We start from the raw sequence: 24,898 nt of genomic DNA on the forward strand, positions 1-24,898 counted from the left end.
ATTGCCACTTCCATCCTGCATTATTTATTTGCTGCTGCTTTTATATCTGCCAATGTTTTCGTAATGAAGGTGTTATCAATGACTTTGGATACATCAACCTTCGTTTTGATTTCGCCCAGCTCGAACATGAGGTCGGCGGTTTCCTGCTGAAATTTCGTCGCTTCCTCCGAAATCGGAAGATTAGTCGGCTCAGAGCTTGGGTTCGCCATGGATGCCCGAATCGTATCCTCGCTCACATTTTTGATTTTGGCATTCAGGGCGACCGCCTCGTCCAAATTCGCTTTTTGCCAGTCGATTGATTTTTGGTAGGCTTTGAGAAACGCCTCTACAAGCTCAGGATATTGGTCCGCGAATTCTGTGCGGGAAATGACATAGCCCGGGGTAAACAAGCCGATTGTGGACGACTCGGCTACGATTCGGGATGAGCCGCTGCTCGTTTCTTGACTGCGATACGGTTCAAAAATAACCCAAGCGTCAACCTGCCCGCCTTGGTACGCCGCCTGTGCATCAGCAGGCTGAAGGTTAACCAGCTTGACATCGCCCTGCGAAATGCCTTCTTTCTTGAGCGCATGCTGGAGCAGGCCCCAGGAGCTGCTGCCTTTTGCTACGGCAATCGTTTTGCCCTTCAAATCTTTAATCGATTGAATGCCGCTTGCCTGCGGAACGAGAATGGCATCAGGAGCCCCGCTGCTGCCTTCGGCAAGAGATTTGAAAGCAATGTCGGCTGCTTGAGCAGTAATCGTACCAATATAGCCTGTACGAACAATATCCAGCCGGCCTGCCGCCAATGCCTCATTGTATTGGGATGCGCTTGCCAGCGTTTGGAATTCGACGGTTGCACCGTATTTGCCAAGCTCCTCCGCGAACCAGCCTTTTTCCTTGCCTATAATCATAGGACCGACCTGGCTGCCCTCAAGGTGGACAACTACGCCTTTGTATTTATCCGCATCCGGCTCCGTCGCCGCAGATGATGAAGCTGGCTCCGTACTTGCAGGCGCTGCCGATGCCTCTGCGGTTGCCGCCGTATTCGTCCCTGCCGCTTCCTGCTGCTGGCTGCCGCATGCCGCAAGCAGCAGCACCATAGCTGCAAATATTAAATAGCTCATTCTAGTTGTCCATTTTGCTCTCATTTATATTTCCTCCTGAATTTGTGGCGGAAACGCCAGCTTTGGTTATTTTCAAACTTTTTAAACGGATGGGGTGGTTTGAGCGACTAGGTAGTCCTCATACGCTTCGGCTAACCGGATAATGCCGAGCTCAAGCTCCTCCGCCTCGCAGTAGCTGAAGGATAATCTGGCGTAACGCTTCCCATCCTCCGGCGATAAATAAAACTGCTGGCCCTCAATAAAGCTGACTCCGCGCTCAGCGGCATACTTTACGAGTTCCCCGGTGTCTACCTCTTCCTTAAAGCAAAGCCAGACGAAAAATCCGCCCTCGGGAATCGCATATTCCACTGCTCCTTTTAAATGCTTGTCCAGTGCTCTCAGCATGCTGTCACGCTGCTCCCGGTATCGGCTAATGAGCTGCCCGATATGCGTTTCGAGCGAGTAGCTGATTAATAAATTCCCGATAATCTGCTGGGTAAATGCGCTGGCCCGGCTTCCGTGAAAGAAGGAACCCAGCTTGCCTGCGGTGTCCTGCGACGCGATCGCCCAGCCCAACCGAATGCTTGGAGCTATCGTCTTAGAGAACGTACCCAAGTAAATCGTTCTTTGCGGGGCAAAGCTATATATAGCAGGCAAATAGGCAGCTCCAAAATTCAGCTCCGAGTAGGCATCATCCTCCAGAATGAAAAAATCATAGGCCAGTGCCAGCTCGGCAAGCCGCTTGCGACGGGCAACGGATAAGCTGATTCCGCCCGGATTATGATAATTCGGAATGCAGTACAGCAGCTTCGGCAGCGGCAAATTTTCACGAGCCGCCTGCTCAAGCGCTTCCTCCACCAAATCGACTCTGAGGCCCTGCTCATCTATAGGAAACGAGGCGAGCACCGCTTCGCTGGTGCGAAATGTATTCAGAGCGCCGAAGAAGGTTGGGGCTTCTACCCAGACGTGATCCCCCGGCTCCAGAATCGCGCGGCAAGCAAAATCGATTGCCTGCCCTGACCCGTAGGTGACGAGCACCTCCTGCGGAGCGGCGTGGATTCCCCGCAGGGCGGAGCGCTCGGCAATCCATTGTCGAACGACAGCCGGACCATCCGCACCCGAATATTGCAGCGCTGCGTGGCCTTGCGTCAGAATGGCATCGGATGCCGCCTGCTGAAGCGCATTATAGGGAAATGATGCCGATGCCGGAGAGCCGTAGGATAGCGGAACGACATCGGTTCGATTGGACGCTTGTGCCGCCCCCATCGGCGACTGCTGTGGCACTCTTTTGGCAAAACGAAAAGGAGCGAGTTTGTCTCCCATAACTATTTTTCACAACCTCTCTAATGAATGTCATGCTGTTGAATGGCTGCCAGTCTTGTGTTTTCCTGTTAACAGTTTTAAGCCTTATCGTAATTTTGTAATTTCCGATTGGATTGCAAGGATTTATTAATTGAAATGTTACACATTCCAAATTACAATGTAAAATATATAAAAACAATGTATCCATAACCCGAGCTTATGACAGAAGAGGTGATCTGATATGCGTATTGAACAATTGAGATATTTAGTCGAGGTAGCGCATAGCGGCTCCATCACTCTGGCTGCGGAGAAGCTTCACTTATCGCAGCCCAACATCAGCAACTCGATAGCCGCTTTGGAAAATGAGATCGGACTGGCGATTTTTACCCGCACCCGCTCGGGAACACGGCCGACTGCTGTTGGAAACAACCTGATTCAGATGGCTGAGGATATTTTGTTGCGCTGGGATAACTTCACAGAGACAGCCAAGCTGAACAGCTCGCTCCTTAACGAACGGCTTGTCATCGGGGCGACCTTCGGGGCTTGCACCAGCTTTTTGCCCAAGCTGCTCACCCATTACTCGGAGAAATATCCGCTTGTTGAGCTCGAAATTACAGAAAGCCATCCGAGCGAAATAGAAGAGCGGCTTTTGAGCGGAGATTGGGATGTGGGACTTATTGGAACGCCGGAGGAAATGTCCTTTAAAAATCTGGTCGCCGAGAAGTTTTTAACCTGCAAAATTATGGCATGTGTTGGGGGCAAGTCGCCCTTGGCCTACAAAGAGAGCCTTTCCATGGAGGAAATCGGGAAGCATTCGATTATTAGCACCTCGGAGCGGATGAAGGAGGAGCTTCAGGCGTATGGCACGAGCCGGGAAATTTTTCATTCCAAGCATTCCGAGGTTTCTAAACGGGTCATCAGCGAGGGACTGGGCATCGGCTTTTATTTGGATATTTCCTTGAAAAATGACCCCTACGTCATGACCGGGCATATCGTGCCGATCCCGCTTCAGGTCGAGCATCCCGTCGATTTTTACTGGCTGCATGCCAAGAAGAAGCAATCGCTCGCTTGCGAAGCTTTTATTAAAGAGCTGAATGTGCTTATCCCCCAATTTTTGCGGATGAATGCCTGAAGATACAAAGAGCCCCCAATAAGCAGAAGGCGATTCAGCCGCTGCTTATTGGGGGCAAAAAATATCATTTTGGGGCTCGGATAGACGTATCTCTGCAGCTGATAACTCTAATTATTCCTCTTCCTAATTGTTTATGGTTACCCCTCAAATTTACGCATCGCAATGACCGCATTATGCCCGCCAAAGCCGAAGGAGTTCGTGAGGCCAACCTTTATATTCGCGCGCCGTGCTTTATTCGCTACGATGTCCAAATCTCCGCAAGCCGGGTCCGGCTGCTCGTAGTTGATCGTCGGCGTAATGACGCCTTCCTGCAAGCCTTTGGCGAGGGCAATCGCCTGTGCCCCTCCCGATGCGCCGAGCATATGGCCCAGCATCGACTTTGTCGCCGTGACGGCTGGCGGCTGCTTGCCATCTGCTGCAAACAAGCGGCGAATCGCCGAAGCCTCCGAGCGATCCCCAACCTCAGTGCTTGTAGCATGTGCGCTGATCACATCCACATCCGCAGGGGCTAGTCCCGCTTCCTGCAGCGCAAGCTTCATCGCTCGGTATGCGCCATCTCCATCCGGCGGCGTCGCTACGATATGGTACGCATCCGAGGTCGCTCCATAGCCTACGACCTCCGCATAAATGCGCGCTCCTCTGTTTTGCGCATGCTCAAGCGACTCCAGCACCATAATGCCCGCTCCCTCTGACATGACGAAGCCATCACGGCCGCTGTCAAAAGGTCGGCTTGCCCGCTGCGGCTCCTCGTTGCGGGTGGAAATCGCGGTCGCATTGCCAAAGCCTGCGAGCGCAATATCCGTTACGGCTGCCTCTGAGCCTCCGGCAAACACGACGTCCGCCCAGCCGCCGCGAATGAGGCGAAACGCTTCGCCAATGGCGGTATTGCCCACCGAGCAGGCTGTAACGGGCGCAAGCGTGGGCCCAAGAGAGCCGAGCCTAATGCTGATTTGCGCAGCTGCCATATTGGCAATCATCATGGGCACGAGCAGCGGGCTCACCCGGCCTGGCCCACGCTGGCGCAGCTGCCCTTCGTTATCCTGCAGCGTCTGTAGGCCGCCTATACCAGAGCCGACATATACCGCCAGCCGCTCGCGGTCCAGCTGCTCCAGCTGCAAGCCCGAATCGGCAAGCGCCTCTTCCGCTGCTGCGAGGCCGAACTGGGTGAAGCGGTCCATTTTGCGGGCTTCTTTTTTCCCAAACCGCTCCTCCGGTTTAAAATCCCGCACCAGACCGGCGAAATGCGTCTTATGGTTCGCTGCATCAAATGTATCTATAGAGCCAATTCCTGATTTGCCCCCAAGCATTCCTTCCCAAAACGTCTCTACCCCTATTCCTAATGGCGATACGACACCAAGTCCCGTCACAACAACTCTGTTCATCATTTGTTCCCCGCTTTCCAGGATTAAACTGCTTATCTCGATTAATTGTATTATGGCAAACGAATTATCCTATTACAAGTTGTCGTTTATCCTAGTATTAGCTATACTACAATAATAAATAACAGCGTGATGGAAAGGGTTTGAGAGTTTTGTCCGATCGTATTCGGCTGGAAGCGCTAGCGTCTTTTCTGAAGGCGAAGCGTGCTGGAATTAAGCCGCAGGCGGTAGGCTTGCCGGCCGGCATTCGGCGGCGTACGCCGGGACTCCGCAGGGAGGAGGTAGCGCAGCTGGCGAACGTCAGCGCAACCTGGTATACGTGGCTGGAGCAGGGACGGGACATTCATGTGTCGACCCAAGTGCTGGAGTCGATTGCAGGCGCGCTGCTGCTGACAGCGGATGAACGCGACTATATTTTTGGACTGGCGTTTGGCCATCATGCGGGGACGGGTGGAGGCGGCTTGAAGCTGGAAGAGGAGGAGCTTAAGCTTAGCCCTTCCTTGCAGCGGATCTTAACGGAGCTGCGCTATTGCCCGACCATTATTTCCGACCGGCATTGTCATATCGTTGGCTGGAACGAGGCTGCTGCGCATGTATTCGTCGATTTCAAAGCCATTCCCTATGCCGAGCGAAACCTGATTCGCCTCCTGTTTACCCGCAAGGAGCTGCGCAGTCTTGCTGTCAATTGGGAAACGTTCGTAGAAGGCTACCTTGCAATCTTCCGCACCTATTACGGCCAATATATGGGCGATGAATGGTATGACCATTTTATTGAGGAAATGTCGCGGCTGCATCCCGAATTTGAAGCATTATGGCAGCGCAGCCAGGTCAGCCGCTCACCGGAGGTCACGATCGAATTTCGCCACTCCAAAACAAGCAAAATGCTGTTCGCGCTGACCTCCTTTCAAGTGCTCGGCACCGTAGACCTGCGTTGCACCGTCTATACCCCAGTGGAGGAATCCGGGACGGAGGAGAAGCTGCGGCGATTATTGGGTACTTCATAATATCACCTTCTATTCCATGGGGACAGGACAGGAAAGGACTGATCGCGGAGCATGAATGTACTTCAGATTTCGCTAGGCGAAGATAAAGATGCCTTTTGTGAGCCGTCTTATTTTACGGTAGAGGGAGACATCGTTTATGTCGCATTGAACAAAAATAAGCCGCAAACACCACAAGTGCTTGCTGGCGAGCTTGTCGCGGTAAATAGGCTGACTGGTGAAATCGTCTGGCGTTATACGCTGCCTAATCATGCGGCATTATGTGACGAAATCAACGCAACCCCGCTTCTGTTTGAAAATAGCATCATTATCGCTTCCCGCTACAGCTGGAGCTCGCTTGATCGGGAAACCGGTGCTGTTCGTTGGTCCAAAGCTTTTAAAGATCTTAGCAGCAATAACCTGTCTTTGATTGATGGAACGCTTTTCTGCTGCCGCGGTACGGAGATCCAAACGATTGACCCCTTGACTGGCAAAACGCTGTCTAAACGAAAACATCGGGTTAAGTGGCTGGACTCTGCTATTCAAAAGCATCAAGGCAGATACTTCGCAGCTACCGGAAGCTCTAAAATTATTGAGATTGTCCCAAACAAATGGGACATCGCTCATGAGTTTAAATATGCGGGCGGCTGGGCGATCGCTGCGACTCCGCATTTTCACGGGCAGCTGATGGTTTCCAGCAGCTATGCTGGCGAGATCATCGCCTTCAATTTGGCCAGCAATGAGCCCGAATGGAAAATGAAGAAAAAGGCCGGTTCGCGGCCGCAGCAAGCTTTTTTCGGAGGACTAGCATTGTTCTATGACGGAAATACGGATCATAAGCTCCAGCTGGTGGAGCTTGCTCCAAAGAAAAAGCTTTGGTCCAGACAGCTGACCCGCATGCAGGCTTGCCATATTCGCAGCGAAGCTGAATTCCTAGCTGTATGCCAAACGGCTGATCAAACCTTTAACCTAGGACGCTTCGACATGCTCACCGGCGAGCTTATCTGCTACGTCACCTCGTTTGGAGAGGGCGACTGGAGGCTGTACCCGTATGATCTCTGGAGCGGGGTTGCCATTTATGAGGACGAACGCTGCATCGTTACGAATTTTAAACCGAATGAGCTCATTGTTATCAATATATAGCATGCTTGCTATAATCCAATAAAATAATAAAATGCCAAAATACTAATATACGAATAACTGGCCTTCTGGCCATTTTCCTTTCCAGCCGCATGGGATATGTCCAGATTGATATACTTTTAGCAGTTCCGTATAAAATCCAGGTTCGATATAAGGGCTATAGGCATGTTCCATCATAGCCGTCAGCAGGTCCCACTCCACATTTTCATATACCGATTCGTTTAGATGATTATTTTTTGCGAACAATGAGATATCCTTCAAGACTCCATTTTTCAAAAGCTTTTTTGCTTCAATCGTTATGGGATTCCACTGTCTATAGGCTTCAAGATATTTCTTATGCAGAGATACGGTTAGACCGTTTCTAATTTCTAATTTAAAGTTATCCCATCTGGCATTGAGGCTCTTCTCTGCCTCTCTCCAGTTATTCACAAAAGAAAAATCATAATGGAGGGTAAGCTCCGTCTCTTCCCCACACTTGCTAAACCAAGCTATTTCAGCAATTTGTTCATCGTAGAACTCTTTTAGTGCTTTCATAAATGCTCCTTTGATTTCTATTTTATTGTTTTAGGGTGTGTATGCAAATCGGAGACGGTCTGCTGCTGGTTGCTTAGCACTTATTCGAGGCCAATCTCATCTGACGATTCATGGCTAAAGGAACCGCAGCAGCTTGCATTTGTTGCTGAGATCGAAGGTGCGGTAGCTGGGGCTAGAGCTAGGACCACGCAGTTCGGGAGGGAGGCTTCCTGCTTTTTTGGAGGACTGAGGTTCCGCTATTCTGGCTTTTGATGTGATTTCAGACAGCGCGCGGACAGGAAATCCGTTATTGCCCTCAATATCCCTTCAAAATGGCTTTTGGCAGCGTAATAGCGACTCCTGAGTCCGAAGACTGTGCGAAAACCCTTGATTCTGTAAAAATAGCTGCTGCTGTGTCCGCCAAATTTTTTATGTAATATTTACATTTTCTCTGTTCATATCAGGAACATCCGCTATTCCTTTTTATATCAAACCAGATCAAGGCTGAACCTTAATTACTATCAAGTATATTTTTAGATAAATGTCTACTATCGAATTTATTACCCCATCCTCTGTTTTCCTTTATAGAATATTTTAAAAATGGTTCAATGCTTGGTAATGGGAAACGATTAATCAGCATCAAATTCACAAGTCTCTCCAATGAATTCAGACTACTTTCACCATAGCCTTCAATTTCAGTATACACATGGCTGATACCAAGATCATAGATACCACGAATTAACTTATCAATTGAAACATCAATATTTTGATACAAGTTGTATAAATATTCAAACTGCATCTGAACGATAATTAATGTTCTCTGAATCCTCCTCATTTTCTATCAAGACTACTTTTGTGCATAAAAAAATCCTTTACAATAGATCGGAGAGGTAGACCTGTCCATAAATCCATTGAAAAGGATATCAGCATGGACAATCATACTTTATTGTCCTTATTTGGTAAATGACTCGCTCCGATCTGTACAAAAATGTTCACAACTGCCGTGGCAGAACTTGCTACTTATAATAGAAGAAACGATGCTTTTTTTGCCAGCTAAAGCTGCCTATCCCGCTTCTTGCCAGCTGTAATTAAGCTCTCCCAGCGGAGCGCCATGGCGAACCAGCCGAGAGAACGGCATCTTTTCTCTGGCGATATCGCAAGTCCCCAGTGGATGAGCTTATCGAAAGGGGCGCTAATGCGGCGATGGTTATACGATCTTACCGCGGCGAGATTATCTTCAAACAGACGCTGCCGTACATCAAGCGGCGCTTTCCCCGCAAAAATATAATAGAGTGTAGCCGCTAGACTATAAATATCAGATACGGGCTCCTGCCGCGACGTTTCCGAATAAAACTCCAACGGCGAATAGCCGCTTGAAGTAAAAATAAGCTGTTTCCCAAGATTTCCATAAGGAATCGCCGAACCAAAATCAATCAGCTTCACTCCGCCACCTTCGTCAATCATAATATTGCCCGGCTTCACATCACGGTGGATAATGCCCTGATCATGCACATATTTCAGCGCGCCGACTACACCGCCAGCAATCGACAGCAGCTCTGGCTGCGATCGGGTGACGTCCTCCTGCTGCAAATAATGCTCCAGCGTGAGGCCGCGGCAAAACTCGGTAACTAAATACGCCGTGCCATTTGCTTCTACATAATCCGTGTAGGCTACAATTTGCGGGTGCCTCAGCTGCTTCAAAATAATCGCTTCCTGCGCAAATACGCAAAGCAGCTCGCGAAATTTCTCGGCAAAGGCAGGGCCGCAGCCTACCGTTAAATGATCCGCTTTGCGCCGCGCCAGCTGCTGGGGGAAAAACTCCTTAATGAGCTTCAGCTCGCCCGTCTCCGTCTGCCGCGCTTTATAGACAATGGAAAGCTCGCTTTGATGAATCACCTGCTTCACCTGATAAACGTCGCCAATTCGCGTATTGCGAACTAACGCTTCCGTCGTTTTTTCCTGCTCCATAACCTCGTCCCCATCTTACAAAAGTTTTATTCCATTTCTTATATATGTTATCGGCTGCACATACAGATATTGTCACAACGAAGAGCAAATTTTTTATTAAGGCTTTATTCTAAAAGATTATTGCTTTAGAAGGGCTAATCTTAATTACCATTTGAGATTGAACTCATAAGCAATAATCTTTGGTATAATTTTTTTTCAAATATTGTTAGTTGGAGGTCTTTAATGAGCCATATTAGAGGAATTATCTTAGAGGGTTATTCACATGCAGGAAAGACATCTGTTTTAAAAGCTCTGAAGCTACTTCAAGCGCAAGGTGAATCATCAGAGCGTAGTATTATTGTTCTTAGCGAACATTACTCCCAAATATTAAATAATGTGCATGGAGAATTTAAATGTTTAAATCGTGATGAACATCTTAATGTATTGAAGGAACGGGTTAACATGTTAAGACAACTAAATGAATGGGCAACATATTTAGGTCCAGATGCATCTCAGGCATCTAGAGGAATATTTTTCATATTGGAAAGATTTCATTTGAATCACAGGGTAGCATTCCCCATAGACTCTTTATATGAAATTGAAAAAATTGAAAATGAATTGTTCCTTCTTGGGGCTAAATGTGTATTACTAACCGTTTCATCTGAGAACATAGAACAAAGAATGCAAAGTCGAACACCTCACGAATGGAAGAACAAAACAAAAGAAGAAATCAGAAAATCAGCCGATGAATTTTTACACACCCAATCAGAACTTCGTAAACAATCATCTTTATCTATCCTACCAACTATAGAAATAAATACTGATAATAAGGATTGGGCTGCATACGCAAACGAGTTAATGGATTTATAACAAATTCGAGTCCAAAATCGTTTATAGCAAAAAAAAGAGCAGCCGATTAGCTGCTCCCTGTTTATGGCTCAATAAGATGGTTTACTTCATTATTAATGAAGCTTTAATCAAGCTGTTCAAAAATGGCTTAGCACTCGCCAGCTTCAGCAGGCTTGCCCGCGTCTGTCGCTGTGCGGAAGCTGCTTCCACAGCCGCATGTAGCGCTCGCATTCGGATTCTCGATCGTAAACCCTCCGCCCATAGCGGATTCCTTCCAATCGATCTCCAGGCCATTCAGATAGCGCAGGCTGCTTTGATCAACGACGACTCTCAGACCCGTCATATCCATTTCCTGATCATTCACGGACTGCTCATCATCAAAACCCATACTGTAGGAAAAGCCGCTGCAGCCGCCTTCCTTCACACCGATGCGCAGGAACATTTCCGGAGTTCCCTCCGCTTCCAGCATTTCTTTTATTTTATCAGTTGCCGATTCACTGATTGTAATCATCATTCATTACCTCCCTGCAAAATACGATTCTAATGCATGCTTATACATATAGTATACTCCTCTTTATGAAACAGCTCAAGAGTGCTTTGCCCGCTTCCATTTATGGCAAAGCTATGACTTAATAGTTGCCGCTGCAACCATAGAGGTTTATAATAATGTCATCTCAAGATCTTATATTTCAAACCAAATCGGATCAGCAAGTTACTTTTTTCACAATTAGCCCAATCAGTACCGACAGTGATGTCCTTATCTGAGGTTGACCCGATTGAGCTGACGATTGCATTCGCCGGCCTTTATGTCTTTTTAATAGCAACACCACTCGGAAAAATTGAAGGAGGATGCCGATATGTTTATCGCGGTACCTACAGAACAGAAGCGTATGCAGGAAATTATTGAGAAGGTTCGAAACGGGCAACGGCTGACGCTCGAGGATGGCGTATTTCTGTATGAGTCAGACGATTTGCTGACGATTGGCCAACTCGCGAACGAAGCGAACTTGCGTAAAAATGGCAATAAGGTTTATTTTATCGAAAATATGAGCCTTTATTTCACGAACGTATGTGAAGCGCACTGCGCATTTTGCAACTTCCGGAAAGATGAAGGCGAGCCTGGCTCCTACACGCTGACTGGGGAGCAAATGATCGAATACGTCGAACAGCATATTCATCCGGGCGTACGCGAATTCCATATTGTTGGCGGCCACAACCAGCATGTGCCTTTTCAATATTATGTCGATTCCCTGAAAGCTTTGCATAAGCAATATCCAGATGTCACGCTGAAGGCTTATACAGCAGCAGAAATTGATTTTTTCTCGCGGATTAGTGGTTTGACGTACAAAGAAGTGCTGCAGGAACTGATGAATGCAGGGCTGAAATCACTTACCGGCGGCGGCGCCGAAATTTTGTCGGACCAATACCGCAAAAAAATGCGCGTAACGAAAGCCGATGTGTCGCAATATCTTGATGTTCACCGCACGGCGCATAACCTTGGCCTAAAAACACATACAACGATGCTGTACGGCTCCATTGAGAGCAAAGAGGATCGCGTAAGACATATGATTCAAATTCGTGAGCTGCAGGATGAAACAAATGGCTTCTTGGTCTTCATTCCTTTGTCGATGCAGCCGATAAATCCTAAAGCGGGCATTAGACGCCGCAACTCCGCTTTCGAGGATTTGAAAACGATCGCGATCAGCCGCCTCATGCTCGATAACTTCCAGCATATTAAAGCTTATTTCATTAATATTGGCACACAGCTGACTCAGGTCGCCCTGACGATGGGAGCTTCCGATGCTCACGGCACAATTGTGAAGGAACGCATTAGCCACGCCGCAGGCGCCCTTACGCCAGAAGGCATTACCCGTGAGGATTTGATTTGGCTTATTAAAGGTGCAGGACGCGTGCCAGTTGAACGTGACACCTTCTACAACGAAGTTAAGATCTATGAGTAATCATCTGACCAATCACATATATTAAGGCGTGTATGCATAGCGCAGGATTTGCTTCCGGTTTACATGCACATGCACACCCTTGCAGCATCCATGACTGATCAGATTAATAATAATGCGGGGTTGAGGCGTAAATGAGAAAATTAGTAATTTTAGGTGGCGGCTATGGCGGCCTGGCGATTGTTGAAGAACTGATTGAGAAGCATATTCCACTTGATGTATCCATCGTTCTAATTGACCGCATGCCGTTCCAAGGCCTGAAGACAGAATATTATGCTCTCGCTGCCGGAACCGTGTCCGACCTGGAGCTGCGCGTCAAGTTCCCGACAGACTCGCGCGTGAGCACGGTTTATGGCGAGGTTGACAATCTTGATCTCGATAATAAGCTGGTCTATCTGGAGCAGCAAGACCCGATCTCCTACGACTGGCTCGTTATCGGTCTTGGCTGTACGGATAAATACCATGGCATTGAAGGGGCAGAGGCGTTCTCTACGAGCATTCAAACGTTTTCTGCCGCACGTAAAACGTATCAACAGCTTAATGACGTCAAGCCTTATGGACAGGTCTCAATCGTAGGCGGCGGTCTTAGCGGCGTTGAAGTAGCTGCCGAGCTGCGTGAAAGCCGTCCGGATTTAAACATTCGCATTATTGACCGCGGTGCAGGCGTCATGTCTGCTTTCCCAGGCAAGCTGCAATTGTTTGTCGCAGAATGGTTTAAAGGCCACCAAGTTGAAATGCTCGGCAATGTTTCCCTTTGCAAGCTTGAACAGGGCGTCCTGCACGATCACAATTCCAGCAAGTCGCTGCTGAGCGATGTAACGGTATGGACGGCAGGCATTCAGCCGGTGCCAATCGTACAGCGTCTGGACTTGCCGAAGGATAATCAAGGTAGGCTGATTATTGATGAGCACCATCAGCTTCCTTCCCACAGCGGCGTGTTCATCGTCGGAGATTGTGCTTCACTGCCCTTCTCCCCAAGCGGACAGGCGGCTGGCGCGCAAGGCAAGCAAATCGCTGAAGTCATGCAGGCCATTTGGCATGACAAAACGCCCCGGCTTGGCAAAATCAAGCTCAAGGGCGTTCTCGGTTCGCTCGGCAAAAAGAGCGGCTTTGGCATTATGGGCGGCACACCGCTTATGGGCCGTGTACCCCGCCTCGTAAAAAGCGGCATTTTATGGCGGTCCAAGCGCCACTTCGGTTAAAGATCGTCCAGCAGCTTGTCAAGTGCGTCACGATCGGTCTCTTGGCGAATAATAGCTTCATGAATTCTGCCATATAATTCATCAATGGTATCGGCGGCGACAATTTCCCCCTCGACGAGGGCAAACGGCTTTAAGTAGCATTCGCCGCAGTTGCCTAGACAGCCATATTCTGTGATTTCGTAGAGATCCTCTTGCTCGAATTTCTGCATAATGTCCACGGTTCCATGGTGGGCATTGCTTGTACAATATTCAATCATTGTCTTAAACATAAGCTTTACACCTTACCTTGCTGTAGGTATCCATTTTCAATTGCACGACTTTGTACTATAATAAGACAGAAAGGAGATGATTGCAATGAGTGAACAAGCACAAAGCACAATGTACGATGAAGTATTGGACGTACTGGATAAATTGCGTCCGTTCCTGCAGCGCGACGGAGGAGACGTCGAGCTCGTAGACGTTGAGGGCGGTATCATTAAGCTTCGCCTGATGGGAGCATGCGGCAGCTGCCCGAGCTCCACAATCACGCTTAAAGCTGGTATTGAGCGCGCACTGCTTGAAGAGGTTGAAGGCGTAGTCGAAGTCGTTCAAGTATTCTAAGCGTACGCTAAAGCAAGCTATAGCGAAAGCCCGGTGTCCTCTGAGGATTACCGGGCTTTCGCTATTTGCATGTTCTATTCAGCTGCGGGCAGGCACTTGTATATGCTCGGTTCACAAACCTTTAATATTAGGACGAATCGGATCAAATCCGCCCGTGACATTAATAATATTCCCCGTTAAAAAATCCGACCGCCGTTCACATAGAAAGGTGATTACCCGTGCAACATCTTCACCTGTTCCGGGCCGGCCAAGCGGTGATTCCGCATCCTCCTGGCCTTCCACCTCGGCAATCGTCCGCTCCTTGTTCGCCCCTCGAATGTCGCCAGGACCAATCATATTCACAGTAATGCCATAAGCGGCTTCTTCAACGGCAAGCGATTTCGTAAAGGAAACGAGACCGGTTTTGGCAGCCGCATATACGGCTCGGTGGGGCCAAGCCCGCGCTTCTCCCGCGTGGCCAAACCCAAAATGAATAATTCTGCCCCAGCCACGGCTGCGCATGCCTGAGAGCAGCTTGTGGTCCAGCAGCATGACGCTGAGCAAATTGCTGTTAAGCATGTCCGATATGTCGGCAAAATCATAGTCGGCAAACAGCCGCCGCTCCCTAACAAACGGTCCCGTATTGTTGACCAAAATGTCGATGCCGCCCCTCCAGCTTGCCGCTTCATCAGCCAGCTTCGTCGCGCCCTCCATCGTTGAAAGATCAGCCTGCACAATGGTAGCGCTTACTCCGAGTTGTTCGATTTCTTTTTTCGTTTGCTGAGCTTCCTGCTCGCTCTTAAAATAATTAATGACGATATGACTGCCCTGCTTAGCAAGCTCGATTGCCGTTCTTTTGCCAAGACCTTTGGCGCTCCCTGTAACAAGCGCCGTTTTTCCGTTCAACTCCAACAGTGCTTCCTCCCTGCGATTACGAATCAATTATCTTTTTCGTATATAACCGCAAGCGTACTGGAACGTAAGGTATAAAGTGTCGGTCACCATTGCTACTCCAGCCGCCAGGTCTTGTGACTGCGCCATGATGTTTTCTAGCTTTACTTCAAGTCCATAGCCTTTATGGCTTTGCACAAGATCATCAAGCATTTCGGAATTCATATAATGGATTTCTGCATTGCGCCGTTTCCGCAGGCGTGCCATCGGCTCCTGCGTTAAGCTTTTGACCTCATCAAGGCCGCCTGTCAGCGGCCGATGAACACCGCGCTCGCGCATATTCCGCAGCACCGTAAAATAGGAAAAATGCGGTTTAATCCGCTCTGTCTTCATGGCGAGCAAATCGTTCAGCAAAATGCCTATTTTATCAAGCAAAGCGAAAACGCGAATGAACGCATTCTTGTCAAAATAAACATAACGCTGGTACATAAGATACTCATCGGATTGCATTTGGCTGACCGAGCTGGATTTAATTTTCTGCTTGAAGCGAAGCGTTGCATAATGGCTCTGCTCCAGCTCATTCAAGGAAGAAATTAAACCGCGTGTCCAGATCTCATACGTACGAAGCTTATGATCTACATCCTTGCCCGCCTCCACCTTGCTATGAAGCTGCGATATAAACTGCTCCATTAAACGCACCGTTTCACCGTGTCGTCCCTCTAATGCCCGTTCTGGCTCGTCAAACAGAAATCGCAACATCTTGTGTGCCTCCGTCCCCTCTAGGCTATCTAGCGCCTTCCCGCAGCCTCCAAGAACGCACCAACATATCCATTATAACGCCGAATAGTGCACTAACAATGAGATTATGCAATAAATTTGTAAAAACAAACCAATTTGAATTTGTAATCGTCAATGTCAGCAAAGCTCCACTTAACACTTGCGTCAGCACGAGAATAAGCGCGAGCTTAGCCATGGGAGCCAGTCCCCCATTTGCGCCACTTTTCCTGCGAATATGCAAGTATACGCCAGCAATCGCAAGAGACAATATAACGGCACCTATACGGTGAATGAATACAATCGTCTCGGCTCCTTCAAAATCAGGAATGACTTTCCCGTTGCATAACGGCCAATCCAGACAGCCGCCGCCGGAATCGGTATGACGAATATAAGCGCCTAAATATATAACAACGTAAATATATACCGCCAGCCCCAAAAGACGTGGAAAAACAGATCTTGGCACTGAAAATTCGACCGCTTGCCCATCCCGATTGCGATATGCCCATAAAACGAGCAGCAGGGTAGAAGCAAATGCCATAAGCGATATGCCAAAATGAATCGCCATCACCCATGGAGATTGCGGCCATTTTACAGCAGCAGCACCCATCAGTGCTTGTACAATTGTGAAAAACAAGGAGCTGCTTGCGAATACAAGCGGCTGTTTATAGACGATTTTGTCTCGTCTAAACAAAATAATTGACGCAATAAACATCCCTACGACCAAAAGTCCTTCAATACCCGTTGTAAGCCTATGCGTGTATTCGATAAGCGATTCTAATGTATAGGCTGGTATAAATTTTCCATGGCATAATGGCCAGTCATCTCCACAGCCTCTGCCAGCATCCATGTTCGTGACCAATGCACCGTTCAGCAGTATGATAAGCATGCCTAGAGATGTTGCAACTGAAAATTTGCGAAAACGGCTTGAAACCATTCGTACAATCACCTTTTTTCGTTTGAATTACCACTCATTATAGCCATAAAATATGCCAAAAGCCATGTTGAAAATGTGACACTTGTCCATCAAGGTTCTAATTATGATGCTTCTGTGACCATAAAAAAATCCGTGCGACGGCGCCGCACGGACTTTGCAAATTGTGCTTATTGGTTTTCCGCCAAAGCATCGGATACTTGCAAGGCGCGATCCACAAACTGTTCGATCTCCTCACGCGACTTCCGAAGCTTATTAACGAACCGCACAACTTCCTGGCCTTTGCGAAAAGCAAGGAAGCTTGGAATGCCGAGAATGTTCAGCTCGGATGACAAATCTGGCAAATCATCGCGGTCTATTTCGTAAAAAACCGCTTTGCCCGCATACTGCTGCTCAAGCTCCGGCATAAATGGCTCAATGTAATGGCAATCCTTGCACCACGTTGTTTTGAATACGATAACCGTCAGTTCATCGGCCTGCACAGCTTCCCGAAAGGAAGCATCTGTCGTTAATTTAAGCATTTGCTCATTCCTCCTTCTTATCCAACTTCACGTTCAATGACTAAATATTTCTCTGAGTCGTAATAAGATTCCCATTTCAAAGATGCGCCAAGCGACTTCGCAAGATTGCGGGCTGAAACATAAACCGTTCCGCTTACAGTCGTTGCCGGATAAGACCATTTCACCGACTTGCCGTTTACGATGGCGGTATCGCTGCCGCTTTTCACCATAATCGTTGTATCAGTCGCCTTATCGAATAACGTCAGCTGCTTCGTTTTCTTATTATAGGAAATCGTAGCGCCAAGCTGCTCCGCCACATCACGCAAAGGCACAAGCGTAATATTCGAAGGAGTTATAATTGGCGGATTGCCATAATCCTGTGTATAAAGCTCTACCGTCTGAACGCCCACATGAAACGTATTTTTTAACAGATCATAAGCATAGGAGCTTTTGTCAAACCATTGCAGCGTTTCGTAGCCGTTTAGGCCGTACATATCATCCAGATTAATGGCATTCTCGCTTACGACTGGAGCATCTGCCTTCACCGCTTCATTCACATTCCATTTTTGGCTCTCGGAGCGAATAACGATGCTCATTTGCGTCTCAGGCTCGGTATCGCCAAGCGTAATGCTTGCCTCTACTACTTGCTTGCGTATGTCCAACTTGCTGTCCACATAAACGTCTGTTTTCAGCGTCGTAGCCTTATTAAATACAGAATCGAGGAGAAGGCCGTCCTCCTCTTGCTCCATTGCTAGCATTTCCTCCTGCAAGTATGCAAGCTCTTCTGCAAGGCTGTCTGCCATTTCTTTAATCGTATCCTCTTGTGTAGGCCCATCCAGCACAACCGGTTGGTCAAAAGGATTTACTTCACCAATTGCTTCCCATACTTCTGGATGGCTGGAAAGCACTTCAACAAACCCTTTAACCATATTGTCCAGACCAGCACGGTCGCTTACAAGAACATCGACATATTTTTTAATCCATGTCCAAATAGCCGGACCATCCAGCTCCGTATGAACTTTCATCAAGGATACCGATTGGCCATTAATCGTTTCCTGCACCGCATTTACTGAAATTTGATCGGGATTAGGCAGATTATTAATAAAATAGCCGCTTATGACATCGATAATTTCTTTGCCCAGCTCAACGAGCGAGGCGTCTGCCGGACCACCCGTTACGGACTGTCCAATCGCGCCAGAAACGCCCATTAAGGAAGGCAAGCCCGCTTCGCTCATGTCCAGAGCAAAGGGCTGCTTCGCCCCTTCAATTTCTACGACCGCCGTTGTATCGGACATTTTGAGTGAAAAGCCAATGGAAATCGTGTCAGCCAGCAGAAGCTTGCCGCTGTAAGATACATGTGTGTCATCCTGTACCTTGATATTTGTCAGCTCAAGCTTTGCACTGTTGATCAATTTCATAATCGCGAGTTCATCTTCGTCCATATATTCAAGATCTTCTTCACTCAAATTTAATTGCAGCGACAACGTTTGCTCGCCCTCATAAGAAGTAACCTTAAGCGAGTTCGTAATCGCCTTATTCAGATCGACACCGCTAATAGCCTGACAGCCCGCAACAAACACAAGCACCAAGGCCAGCAGCAAGGCGACCCCTTTTTTTATGCTCCCCAGCTTTTTCAATGTACGTAACCCCTCTCGCCAACAAATTAAAAATGAATAAAATCCTCTTCATTGTACATGAGCCTAAGATCGGTGTAAATGTATGGAAATAAGAGAAAGGATGAAATAATCATATCCTTTCCTATATTTTAAATGAAGCTTACACCGCAGCACGGCCAGTCAGCCTGAACAGCTTGGCAAACAGCTTGCGAAGCGGTCCAGGGAATGTTTTGACATCCTCCGCTGTCACGACGCGCAGCAAGATGAGCAGACCCAAATACAAACCGCCAATAACGACGCCAGCAGCAATGAGAGAAATCAGATAGGCCAGCCTATCCGGCAATGCAAAGCCTTCAAGCAGCCATCTGAGGCCTTTGTCCACTCCCCAGCCTGCTGCCATCGAAATGAGTACCGCTGCAAAATAAGGCACCCAGCGACGGCCAAGCACGTTGAATTGCACATAGCTGCGAATGGATTGCAAATTAAACCAAGTAATAAAAATAAAACAAAGCGTGGATGCGGCAATAAGCCCATAAATACCGAATATCGGAGCTAATACGAAGCTGCCCAGCAGCTTTAGCCCAATACCAATTAATGTGTTGTACATCGCTAACCGCGGTCTGCCAAGCCCGAATAATACCGAATTGCTGATCATCATCGTCGCTTGAAAAATCGTACCTGCTGTCAAAGCCGCCACAATGCCGCTGCCTTGCGGTCCTGTGAACAGCAGTCCTGTAACCGAATAGGCTAAAACAGCAAGCGTCAGTGCCGCTGGAATGCCTGTAAACAGTACAATACGCATAACGAGCGACGTTTGGCGATTAACCTCTGACATATTCCGCACGGAAAAAGCAGAAGATATGACCGGAATAATTGAAGTACTTAGCGCTATTGCCAAAATCGGTGGAATACCGGCAATGGATTGCGCCTTCCCCCCAAAATCAGCCAATACCTCGACTGCCTGATTATAGCTGTAAACGCCCGCCCGCAATTTCATAAGCAAGTAATTATCAACCATATATATGAGTTGAACCGTTATAGCCGTAACGACAATCGGGATGGAAATCGAAAATATTTCCCGGTAAATAGCGCGATACGGAATACGTGAGGCCTCGGCTTTTTGTAAAGCAACCGTTTGAGCAGCTTCGCTGCCTGCTGGCATTTTGTCCAGTTCGAGCTTGTCCGTCCGGCGCAGCTTGACTGCGTACCACACCATCACCGCAATAGCGCCTATCGCTCCGAAAAAGTTACCGAAGGACGCTGCCGCTGCTCCCATCTGGTCACCCCAGCCCCAGGCGAGTACAAGAATCGCCAAGCCGACACCGACAATAACGCGCATAATTTGCTCCATAATTTGCGAGAGCCCGCCCGCCATCATCAGCTGGCGCCCTTGAAAATAACCGCGCATCATGGCGATTAGTGGAAACAAGAGCAGCGTTGGCGCTATCGCCCGAATGGCGAATACTGCGTCAGGCAAATCTTGAGATGCTGCCAGCTGTGGTGCAAAAACATACAACAAAGTAGACAAGATTAGTCCTGTTACCAGACCGAACAAAAGCGCCGCCTTATAAATGCGCTGCGCTTCCTGCTGGCGGCCAAGCGCATAACGCTCGGACACCATTTTGCTAATGGCACTCGGGATGCCCCCTGTTGCTACAATAAGTAAGGTTAAATATAGATTATTAGAGACGGTAAAACTCGCCAAGCCTTCTTTGCTCAGCATATGCTCCAGCGGCACCCGTTGGAAAATCCCAAGCATGCGGGCGACCAGTGCGGCCATGGCTAAAATCAAAGTTCCTTTAATAAGTGAATCCTTCTTCATAGCGGGTATTCTCTCTTTCGAATGCAGGATTATGGTTTAACGAGTGGCTCAAGCGGCTGGTGATTGCCGCGGACGGGTACTCCAGCACCCGAAGGCTTTGCCCAATGAACCGCATTTTTAATTACTTGCAGCACTTGTTCATTGTAATAGGTTGGATATGTTTCGTGACCTGGTCGGAAGTAAAAAATCTTCCCTTGGCCGCGGTAGAAGGTGCAGCCGCTGCGGAACACCTCGCCGCCCTCGAACCAGCTTAAGAAGATGAGCTCATCCGGTGCGGGAATATCGAAATGCTCGCCGTACATTTCCTCATGCTCAATTGTAATGTACTCTGGCAAGCCTGCAGCAATTGGATGGGCCGGATTCACGGTCCAGATACGTTCCTTCTCGCCTGCTTCGCGCCATTTCAGATCGCAGCCAGTGCCCATTAGTTTTTTGAAAATTTTCGAAAAATGACCGGAATGCAATACAATGAGTCCCATGCCTTGCATGACGCGCCCATGCACACGTTCGACAATCGCATCCTCGACTTGATCATGGCCCATATGTCCCCACCAGATCAGGACATCTGTGTTGTTCAGGCGTTCTTCGGTCAGCCCATGCTCTGGCTGATCAAGCGTAGCTGTAGCAATTTCAAATGAATCGGTGGCGATGCCTGCTGCCAGAGCGTTATGTATGCCATCCGGATAAACGCGCAGCACCTCTTCGTGCACCTTCTCATGCAAAAACTCATTCCAGACCGTCACTTTAATCATCGATTCTCAGCTCCCCCAAATATAATAAAACGATTTCAAAACGTTGTTGACCATGTTGTCTGCTCTCAGGTTTTCAGGTTTTCCCTGTAAAAAGCGAAGTATTGTCCGAGCTTTTTTGTGTAGAAGGTTGTTGATGAAAGAGGCGGAGCGGAGTAAAAGGTTTGGATTTGAGAAGCGGAGCGTTCGTCTTTGCTCTGAATTTACACCGCTAATGCGGTATATTCAAATAAATTCAGAGCAACAACGATCGAAAACCAAACCTTTTACGCAGCGCAGCGCTATTTTCATCAATCTGAGCTTTTACACAACAAGCCAAACAATAAAGAGCACAATCATGATGGACTGCAAAACAACCTTCACCACCACACTAGTCAGCAGCCCGACAAGCGAGCCGATACCTACCTTCGCAGCATGCTTCCACTCCTGAACGACGAAAAACTCGCCGATGACCGCGCCCACGAATGGGCCGATAATGAGACCGAAAGCTGGAATAACGAATGGTCCCAATATAAGGCCGATGGTACTGCCGATTATAGAGGCCTTAGAGCCGCCAAATCGCTTGACGCCCCAGGCGCTGACCGCATAATCCGCTACGAACAAGACAACGACGATGAGCGTTTGCAATGTCCAAAAGACCCAGCCGAACGGCTCAAAGGTAATACACAGGCCATAAGCAAAAAACGCGGCGTAAATGGCAAGCGCCCCCGGCAATATCGGATACACCGTACCCGCCATGCCGACAATAAATAAAATGATAACGAGAGACCAGCCTAAGATGTCCAAGCCGTTTTCATCCCTTCAGTACATATTTCTTAATAATTTCGGCAACGCCATGCTCATTATTCGACAGTGTAATAACGTCAGCCGCTTCCTTCACAGCATCTTGGGCATTGCCCATAGCAACGCCAAGTCCTGCATCGCGAATAGCGGCTATGTCGTTCAAGCTGTCTCCAACTGCAACGACCTGCGACATGTCAATACCCATGACTTCACAAAGCTCGCTCAGCGCGGATGCTTTGGTAACGCCTTTTGGATTCATCTCCCAGTTGCTCGTCGAGGAATTCGTAATTTCTAGCGCATCCCACTCGCTGACTTCCTCATAAATCTTCTTAAGTACGACATCATCTTCGGTGTAGTAACCGAACTTCAGCCAATGATGGGCTTCATAATCATCCGCTGGCGCAATCCATTTTTCCAAATTGTAAATGTCCTTCGTGCTGTATGCCCAAAACCAGGTGCCTGCGTGCTTCTGCGCAATTTTATGCAGCCGCTCTACATATACCGGATCAAGCAGCGCTCTGCGGTGCAGCACATGAGGCTTCTTCCAGATCTCGCCACCATTTACCGTAATCATCGGCGTTTCAAGCTGCAATTGCTCGGCAAACGGCAAGGCGCTGCGGAAGCCGCGTCCCGTCGAAAAACTGACCGTTACACCGGCATCAAGCGCCTTTCTAATCCACAACGCATTTTCATCGCTAATTTCACTCAGTTCATTCAGCAGCGTCCCATCCATATCGAGTGCTACTAATTTATAATCTGCCATCGTTACCTCCTGCATTTGCTGCATAACATCATATCTTGATGCAATACAGCCATTTTATCATATTTTGGGCGTAAGCCAAACGATCCTGCTCCACTTCAAAAAAATAAAGACCAACCGCAAATTTCCGGTTGGCCTTCATTACTGCTGCGCGATGAAACGCAGCCTAAGAAAAGTTCGCATATCGCGTATTATTGGGCTAAACGGCGCAAACGCCATTTTTTCCAGATGACGCCATGGCTAGGCGAGAACAGCAGGGCCATGATGAACAGCACGCCAGCAGCACTAACGATACAGCCTGCAATCGAGGCATCTAGCACAGTCGCCACGCCATAACCAATGAATGTGCTGGCAATGCCCACACCTGCGCTCAAAGCGATCATGACGCTCAGCCGCTCCGTTAATAAATAGGCGGTCGCAGCAGGAATAACCAGCAGCCCGACGACGAGGATCGCCCCTACGCTCTCGAAGGAGCTGACCGTCGCCATCGACACGAGCCCCATCAATAAATAATGGAACAAGGCAACGGGAATGCCACAGGCAGCCGCAAGCGCTGGATCAAAGGCGCATAGCTTGAACTGCTTATAGAACAGCCCAATGACGACTAAAATGACCGTTAACGTAATGCCAAGCAGCCATACCGCTATCGGTCCCATACTGACGCCGTTCAGCGTCCACGTATTCCAGTGCACATAGGCAATTTCTCCATATAAAATCGCATCCTGATCGAGATGCACCTGGCGGGCATACAGGCTCACCAGCAGCACCCCAGTAGCAAACATCGCAGTAAAAACAACGCCAATGGACGCATCCGATTGAATGCCGCTTTGCTGAAACAGCTGGATAAGGAATACAGCAAGCAAACCACAAGCCATAGCCGCTAGCATCATAACGAGTGAATCACGCGAACCGCTGATCAGAAAAGCAATAACGATACCCGGCATAACCGAGTGGCTAATCGCATCTCCGATCATCGCCATTTTTCGCAAAACGAGAAAAGCTCCCAGTATGCCGCAGCAGCTGGCGACAAGCGAGCCTGTCAGCAATATCCAAAAATCGCTCATAGCGTCGCTTCCCCCTTTAGCTGCCGTTCCTTATGACCCTGCTCCTCATGGAAGCTCCGTGCCACTTTGAGCCGCAGCAGCCGTTTTGCGAGCAGACCTCTACGAGGACCAAACAATATCGAAATTAAAAATAATGCCGTTGCCGCAAGCACAGTCAGCGGACCCGTTGGCAAATTCGAGCCAAGCGAGCTAATAATCGTGCCGATTCCGCCGCTCAAAGCGCCGAACAAGCCAGAGATAACAACCATAAAACCAAGCTTATCCGTCCAATAACGAGCCGACACCGCCGGCGTAATAATCAGCGCGGCCACCAGCACAACACCGACCGCTTGAATGCCCACGACTACAGCTACTACCATCAAAAACATAAGCAGTTGCTCAATTAGAGCCACCGGATAGCCAAGTCCGCGCGCAAAGCCGGGATCGAAGGATACAAGCTTGAATTGCTTAAAAAATAACGTACAGATCGCGATGAGCGATAAACTCACAATCGACATCGTAAGTACATCGGAGCCAACCATTGCGGCCGCCTGACCGAATAAAAACTTATCCAGTCCCGATTGATTGCCGTATTCGCCATGCTGGATAATCGTTAATAATACGATGCCGAAGCCGAAAAAGCTGGATAACACAATCCCCATTGCCGCATCATGCTTAATCCGCGAATTTCGCGTAATCCAGCCGATGCCGAACGTAGCGACAAGGCCAGCTGCCCCTGCTCCAAGCAGAAAAAACAGCAGCGATTTTGTGCCCGTCAGCATAAAAGCAATACAAATCCCAGGCAGCGCCGCATGAGCCAGCGTATCGCCCATCAAGCTTTGCTTGCGCAAATAGGAGAAGCTGCCGATGACTCCACTGCTTAAGCCAAGCAGCGTGCAGCTTAGAAAAATCCATTGCATGTTCGGATCTTGAAGCAGTCTCCACAACGTTTCCATCTCA

26 protein-coding genes are annotated in these 24,898 nt (G+C 48.5%); 7 read left to right on the forward strand and 19 right to left on the reverse strand.

Going from position 1 to position 24,898, the window contains the following annotated elements:
- Positions 1–20: 20 nt before the first annotated feature.
- A complete protein-coding gene (locus AC50YG_RS20620) occupies positions 21–1,130 on the reverse strand; it encodes an aliphatic sulfonate ABC transporter substrate-binding protein (protein ID WP_494829178.1) in 1,110 nt (369 codons plus the stop codon).
- Between the two features lie 57 nt (positions 1,131–1,187).
- A complete protein-coding gene (locus AC50YG_RS20625) occupies positions 1,188–2,408 on the reverse strand; it encodes an aminotransferase-like domain-containing protein (protein ID WP_494829181.1) in 1,221 nt (406 codons plus the stop codon).
- A 220-nt stretch (positions 2,409–2,628) separates the two neighbouring features.
- Between AC50YG_RS20625 and AC50YG_RS20630 the strand changes: the two genes are divergently transcribed.
- Positions 2,629–3,519, forward strand: a complete 891-nt coding sequence (locus AC50YG_RS20630; RefSeq protein WP_473762206.1) for a LysR family transcriptional regulator — start codon at positions 2,629–2,631, stop codon at positions 3,517–3,519.
- Positions 3,520–3,656: 137 nt separating this feature from the next.
- On the opposite strand, the gene fabF is transcribed toward AC50YG_RS20630, so the two are convergent.
- Positions 3,657–4,901, reverse strand: a complete 1,245-nt coding sequence (gene fabF / locus AC50YG_RS20635) for a beta-ketoacyl-ACP synthase II (protein ID WP_494829381.1) — start codon at positions 4,899–4,901, stop codon at positions 3,657–3,659.
- 149 nt (positions 4,902–5,050) lie between these two features.
- Between fabF and AC50YG_RS20640 the strand changes: the two genes are divergently transcribed.
- The gene (locus tag AC50YG_RS20640) at positions 5,051–5,902 is read left to right on the forward strand and encodes a helix-turn-helix transcriptional regulator (RefSeq protein ID WP_494829183.1); all 852 of its coding nucleotides are present in this window, start codon (positions 5,051–5,053) and stop codon (positions 5,900–5,902) included.
- Positions 5,903–5,953: 51 nt separating this feature from the next.
- The gene (locus AC50YG_RS20645) at positions 5,954–7,021 is read left to right on the forward strand and encodes an outer membrane protein assembly factor BamB family protein (RefSeq protein WP_494829185.1); all 1,068 of its coding nucleotides are present in this window, start codon (positions 5,954–5,956) and stop codon (positions 7,019–7,021) included.
- 42 nt (positions 7,022–7,063) lie between these two features.
- Here the strand turns inward: AC50YG_RS20645 and AC50YG_RS20650 are convergent, their stop codons facing one another.
- From AC50YG_RS20650 to AC50YG_RS20660, 3 genes are all read right to left on the reverse strand, one after another.
- A complete protein-coding gene (locus AC50YG_RS20650) occupies positions 7,064–7,552 on the reverse strand; it encodes a hypothetical protein (protein WP_494829187.1) in 489 nt (162 codons plus the stop codon).
- Positions 7,553–8,042: 490 nt separating this feature from the next.
- Positions 8,043–8,366 carry a hypothetical protein gene (locus tag AC50YG_RS20655; RefSeq protein WP_494829189.1) on the reverse strand — a complete coding sequence of 108 codons (324 nt, stop codon included), beginning with the start codon at positions 8,364–8,366 and terminating at the stop codon, positions 8,043–8,045.
- Between the two features lie 218 nt (positions 8,367–8,584).
- The gene (locus AC50YG_RS20660; protein WP_494829191.1) at positions 8,585–9,499 is read right to left on the reverse strand and encodes a serine/threonine protein kinase; all 915 of its coding nucleotides are present in this window, start codon (positions 9,497–9,499) and stop codon (positions 8,585–8,587) included.
- Positions 9,500–9,721: 222 nt separating this feature from the next.
- On the opposite strand from AC50YG_RS20660, the gene AC50YG_RS20665 reads away from it, so the two are divergent.
- Positions 9,722–10,348, forward strand: a complete 627-nt coding sequence (locus AC50YG_RS20665; protein WP_494829193.1) for a hypothetical protein — start codon at positions 9,722–9,724, stop codon at positions 10,346–10,348.
- 127 nt (positions 10,349–10,475) lie between these two features.
- Here AC50YG_RS20665 and AC50YG_RS20670 read toward each other — a convergent pair whose 3' ends face one another.
- Complete coding sequence (locus AC50YG_RS20670; RefSeq protein WP_341282890.1) at positions 10,476–10,838, reverse strand: HesB/IscA family protein; 363 nt, start codon at positions 10,836–10,838, stop codon at positions 10,476–10,478.
- A 346-nt stretch (positions 10,839–11,184) separates the two neighbouring features.
- Between AC50YG_RS20670 and mqnE the strand changes: the two genes are divergently transcribed.
- Positions 11,185–12,288 (forward strand): aminofutalosine synthase MqnE, encoded by a 1,104-nt coding sequence (gene mqnE, locus AC50YG_RS20675; protein ID WP_473762217.1) that lies wholly within the window; start codon positions 11,185–11,187, stop codon positions 12,286–12,288.
- Between the two features lie 131 nt (positions 12,289–12,419).
- Positions 12,420–13,487 (forward strand): NAD(P)/FAD-dependent oxidoreductase, encoded by a 1,068-nt coding sequence (locus AC50YG_RS20680; protein ID WP_341281539.1) that lies wholly within the window; start codon positions 12,420–12,422, stop codon positions 13,485–13,487.
- Here the strand turns inward: AC50YG_RS20680 and AC50YG_RS20685 are convergent.
- Positions 13,484–13,756: a YuzB family protein gene (locus AC50YG_RS20685; protein ID WP_494829195.1), complete on the reverse strand. Its 273-nt coding sequence runs from the start codon at positions 13,754–13,756 to the stop codon at positions 13,484–13,486. The two genes, AC50YG_RS20680 and AC50YG_RS20685, sit on opposite strands and share 4 nt — an antisense overlap.
- Before the next feature lie 85 nt (positions 13,757–13,841).
- Between AC50YG_RS20685 and AC50YG_RS20690 the strand changes: the two genes are divergently transcribed.
- The gene (locus AC50YG_RS20690; protein ID WP_338555000.1) at positions 13,842–14,087 is read left to right on the forward strand and encodes a NifU family protein; all 246 of its coding nucleotides are present in this window, start codon (positions 13,842–13,844) and stop codon (positions 14,085–14,087) included.
- A gap of 111 nt (positions 14,088–14,198) precedes the next feature.
- Here the strand turns inward: AC50YG_RS20690 and AC50YG_RS20695 are convergent, their stop codons facing one another.
- From AC50YG_RS20695 to AC50YG_RS20745, 11 genes are all read right to left on the reverse strand, one after another.
- The gene (locus AC50YG_RS20695) at positions 14,199–14,972 is read right to left on the reverse strand and encodes an SDR family oxidoreductase (RefSeq protein WP_494829383.1); all 774 of its coding nucleotides are present in this window, start codon (positions 14,970–14,972) and stop codon (positions 14,199–14,201) included.
- A 36-nt stretch (positions 14,973–15,008) separates the two neighbouring features.
- The gene (locus tag AC50YG_RS20700) at positions 15,009–15,716 is read right to left on the reverse strand and encodes a Cthe_2314 family HEPN domain-containing protein (protein WP_473762220.1); all 708 of its coding nucleotides are present in this window, start codon (positions 15,714–15,716) and stop codon (positions 15,009–15,011) included.
- A 25-nt stretch (positions 15,717–15,741) separates the two neighbouring features.
- A complete protein-coding gene (locus AC50YG_RS20705; protein WP_473762221.1) occupies positions 15,742–16,668 on the reverse strand; it encodes a COX15/CtaA family protein in 927 nt (308 codons plus the stop codon).
- 167 nt (positions 16,669–16,835) lie between these two features.
- On the reverse strand, positions 16,836–17,186 hold the full coding sequence (locus AC50YG_RS20710) for a thioredoxin family protein (RefSeq protein ID WP_494829198.1): 351 nt from the start codon (positions 17,184–17,186) through the stop codon (positions 16,836–16,838).
- A gap of 17 nt (positions 17,187–17,203) precedes the next feature.
- Positions 17,204–18,802 (reverse strand): copper amine oxidase N-terminal domain-containing protein, encoded by a 1,599-nt coding sequence (locus AC50YG_RS20715; RefSeq protein ID WP_473762226.1) that lies wholly within the window; start codon positions 18,800–18,802, stop codon positions 17,204–17,206.
- A 139-nt stretch (positions 18,803–18,941) separates the two neighbouring features.
- On the reverse strand, positions 18,942–20,603 hold the full coding sequence (locus AC50YG_RS20720) for a putative polysaccharide biosynthesis protein (RefSeq protein ID WP_494829200.1): 1,662 nt from the start codon (positions 20,601–20,603) through the stop codon (positions 18,942–18,944).
- Positions 20,604–20,632: 29 nt separating this feature from the next.
- Entirely contained in the window at positions 20,633–21,355 is a 723-nt protein-coding gene (locus tag AC50YG_RS20725) for a ThuA domain-containing protein (RefSeq protein ID WP_494829202.1), read from the reverse strand.
- Between the two features lie 300 nt (positions 21,356–21,655).
- A complete protein-coding gene (locus AC50YG_RS20730; RefSeq protein WP_338554993.1) occupies positions 21,656–22,138 on the reverse strand; it encodes a DUF456 domain-containing protein in 483 nt (160 codons plus the stop codon).
- Positions 22,139–22,145: 7 nt separating this feature from the next.
- A complete protein-coding gene (locus AC50YG_RS20735) occupies positions 22,146–22,898 on the reverse strand; it encodes a Cof-type HAD-IIB family hydrolase (RefSeq protein ID WP_341281531.1) in 753 nt (250 codons plus the stop codon).
- A gap of 188 nt (positions 22,899–23,086) precedes the next feature.
- Positions 23,087–23,959, reverse strand: coding sequence for a metal ABC transporter permease (locus AC50YG_RS20740; protein WP_494829205.1), 873 nt, complete (start codon positions 23,957–23,959; stop codon positions 23,087–23,089).
- Complete coding sequence (locus tag AC50YG_RS20745) at positions 23,956–24,894, reverse strand: metal ABC transporter permease (RefSeq protein ID WP_341281529.1); 939 nt, start codon at positions 24,892–24,894, stop codon at positions 23,956–23,958. The genes AC50YG_RS20740 and AC50YG_RS20745 overlap by 4 nt, the downstream gene beginning before the upstream one ends.
- Positions 24,895–24,898: the final 4 nt, after the last annotated feature.

It is taken from the genome of Paenibacillus sp. J31R34 (assembly GCF_059383715.1).